Here is a 3,503-nt window from a genome sequence, read left to right as displayed (position 1 = left end):
GCAAGGGCGTGCGCAAACCCAAGCCTGGCCGCCCTCGGACACTCAAGAAGCCCAGCTATCGCAAGCGCAACGTCATCGAGCGGCTGTTCGGCTGGTTCAAGTCCTGTCGACGCATCGCCACCCGTTACGACAAGTTGGCGACCAGCTTCTCGGCAATGTTCACGCTTGCTTGCATCCGCAGATGCCTCAGGCATTACTTTTCGTACAAAACGTAGCTGCTCACCGGGCTGCCATGCCCAGAGCCTCTGCCAGATATTTGCCAGACACTGAATTCCTGTTGGCGGCGACCTCCTCAGGCGTGCCTTCGGCAACGATGGTGCCGCCTTCCGTGCCACCGCCGGGGCCGAGATCGACGATCCAGTCCGCACACTTGACGAGGTCGAGGTCGTGCTCAACAACCACCACAGTGTTCCCGGCATCGACCAACCGGTCAAGAATGCGGACCAACATGCCCACATCCACGGGGTGTAGCCCGCGGGTCGGCTCGTCGAGGACGTAGGTGTACCCTTTTCGGCTGAGGCGCTGGGCGATCTTGATGCGCTGGCGCTCTCCCCCTGACAGCTCGGTCAGGCTCTGCCCGAGGCGCAGGTAGCCGACGCCCACTTCCAGCAGAATCTGGAAGCGTTTGCGGACCTCAGGCGAGCGGAAAACATCCTGTGCCTGCTCTACCGTCAGGTCGAGGACATCTGCGATGGTATGGCCGGCATAGCGATAGCTGAGGGTCTTCTCGTTGAACCTTCGGCCATTGCACGCCTCGCACACTTCCTTTAAGTCGCCCAAGAAATGCATGTCCAGACGCGTGTATCCTAATCCCTCGCAGACGGGGCAGGCGCCCTCGCTGTTGAACGCGAAGAGCGACGGTGGCATGCCCGTCGCCCGGGCGAACTCGGCCCGCATGTCGTCGAAGGCGTCAACATAGGTGACGACCACCGAGCGCGACGAGCTACCGATCGGCGATTGGTCGATGACGATTGCATCAGGTATTTGGCGCAGCAGTTCCTTGATGAGAGAACTCTTGCCCGATCCGGAGACCCCCGTGATGCAGTTGAGCGCACTCTTGTAGAAATGTGCGCTGACGCCCTTGAGATTGTTAAGGCTGGCCTGCCGAACCTCCAGCGCCTTGGTGCACTTGCGGCGGCATTTCGGTAAGGGTATCGTGTGCCTTCCCGACAGAGCCAATCCGGTCGGGCTGTCGGTTTCGGCGATTTCTTCCGGCGTGCCAGCTTTAAGGACTTTTCCGCCATAAGATCCGGCGTGGGGACCGACGTCGACGATGACGTCGGCCTTACGAATGATTGCCAGATCGTGCTCGACCACCACCACCGAGTTCTGCTTCGCCGCCAGTGAGCGCAGCAATGTCACCAGCCTTTCGCTGTCTGCCGGGTGCAGCCCGGCGGATGGTTCATCAAGAACGTATATGATCTCGCGGAACGCACTGCCGAGTTGACGGGCAAGCTTGACCCGCTGCGCCTCACCGCCGGACAGAGTGTCGATAGAGCGGTTCATTGTGAGATAGCCGACACCCACCTGCTCTAGATGCTCCAGCCGTCCGGTCACTGCGCTGACGATCCGTTGGGCGACCACCCCCTCGAGACCGTCCAGCAGAGGTCTAAGTCGCCGCACTTCCATGTTGAGCAAATCGACGACGCTATAGCCGCAGACCCTCACAGCCCGCGCGGCAGCGTTCAGTCTGGACCCTCCGCATTGATGGCAGGGTGCATTGACGAAGAACTGTGCGTCGTATTCCTTGCCGCCTCGGCTGTCTGACGCCCGTTTCATCAGGCGACTGATGATCCCTTCATAAGTGAAGGTCTGGACGTATCCGGGATCATGATTACTGTATTCCAGAGGAGGATGAAACAATAATTTTTCCATCTCGTCGTCAGAAAAATACTGTAAAGGCTTGTTCATATCGAACATGCCTACAGCAGCGACAATATTCCAATAACGGCCGCCGACCTTCCATGTGCGATGGCGGATTGCCCCCTGCTGCAGCGACTTGTTCATATCGAGTAGCAGGGATTTTTCGACCTCAAGACTAACGCCTAGGCCAGAACACGACTCGCATGCACCTTTCGGCGTGTTGAATGAGAATTCGCCTGCCGATAGAGCTGGAGTTCCAACTCGCGAAAAAATAAGTCTAATAAATGAATATATGTCTGTAACCGTCCCAACCGTTGATCTGGGATTACGCGCCAGCGGCTTTTGGTCTATGGCAATTGCCGGGGATAGCCCTTTGATCTCGTTGACCTGTGGCGGACTGACACTCCGCATTGCTTGACGCGCATAGGCATTAATGGAATTTAGCAGTTCGCTTTGCGCTGCCGCGAACAAAGTATCGAATACCAATGAAGATTTCCCGGAACCAGACACGCCCGTAACAACGACAAACTTATTTCTCGGGATTCTGACATCAACATTTTTGAGATTATTCTCGCACGCACCGGAGATCACGATATCCATAGATGCTTTTCCGAACCATTAAGAGGCTCTAACACAAAGCCGTTCGCGTTGTCAGAGGCGTCGAGATCACGCACACATTGACGGAGGATAGCCATGGCCAAGCCGTTGCGGCAGCGCCCTAACCGATAGGATTTTGAATCGTTCGGTGTTTTCGACTCACCCACAATAAATCACACGCACATCGTGGCGTTTTAGTGATGAATGAAGATCCAGAGTGCACCCTTATGGTTTTCCTGGTTCTTCGAGAACACGAGCGACTTTCTCACCAAGCGGGAAATACGCTGCCGGAGTGTACCGTTGAACCGTTCGATGTGGTTAGTTTCCCCTTGGGACTTCGCACTGGGGTAATGTCGGTGTGCAGGGATGATCCGCGCATAGGCGCTCCAGAAATCTGTGTAGGCGGGAGCGGAAGCCTGATATTGCGCTGGGATGGAATCCCACAGAGCCTGTGCGGAGCGCTCCGTACGATCGCCAACATGGACCCCGACGACACGCCGGGGCAGGCGATCCATGGCGAGCCAGATCCATTGTTTGTTCAGGCGTTTTCCGACAAAAGACCACAGCTCGTCACACTCCAGGATCACTCGTAGGATGTGGTGTTTTTTTAGCGCGACCTGACGAGGAACCTTCTTGTACTTCTCATTCACGTAGTTCTGCAGCCAAGCCTCGGAGACCTTCACCGCACGGGCAATTCCGGCCAGGGAGATTTTATCCAACAGCAACCGATCGATCAGTTCGCGGGTTTCCTGAGAAACCGGCCCCTTGGCAGGATGGAGAACGAACTGGCTGCCACAATTTTGACACTTGCACAACCGCCTTTTCAACCGGTTGAATCCATTTTTGGTCACATGGTTGAAGTGACACTGCGGGCATGTCAGATATATCTTCTTCACCCTTAAAGCAAGAGATTCTGATCTTATCGAAACCTACGGTCAGGGCACTACCGCCGTTGCTGCCCGATGACCTGTGGGCCGAAATCGAACCCTTGCTGCCGGCGCCCAAGCCGCGCCGATATCGCTACCCTGGCCGCAAGCCGATCG

The 3,503-nt window shown here is 56.4% G+C and carries 3 protein-coding genes; 1 reads left to right on the top strand and 2 read right to left on the bottom strand.

Features of this window, described 5'->3' with window-relative positions:
* Positions 1-215 (top strand): transposase (locus EDC29_RS17170; RefSeq protein WP_165913569.1); only part of this gene is annotated, 215 nt, incomplete at its 5' end.
* Positions 216-219: 4 nt separating this feature from the next.
* Here the strand turns inward: EDC29_RS17170 and EDC29_RS17165 are convergent.
* Entirely contained in the window at positions 220-2,463 is a 2,244-nt protein-coding gene (locus tag EDC29_RS17165; protein ID WP_132230692.1) for an ATP-binding cassette domain-containing protein, read from the bottom strand.
* 191 nt (positions 2,464-2,654) lie between these two features.
* Positions 2,655-3,341 (bottom strand): IS1 family transposase, encoded by a 687-nt coding sequence (locus EDC29_RS17160; protein ID WP_132230693.1) that lies wholly within the window; start codon positions 3,339-3,341, stop codon positions 2,655-2,657.
* Positions 3,342-3,503: the final 162 nt, after the last annotated feature.

Origin of the sequence: Marichromatium gracile, assembly GCF_004343155.1 — a bacterium.
Lineage (GTDB): Bacteria > Pseudomonadota > Gammaproteobacteria > Chromatiales > Chromatiaceae > Marichromatium > Marichromatium gracile.
This window is presented reverse-complemented; position numbering and strand designations above follow the sequence as displayed.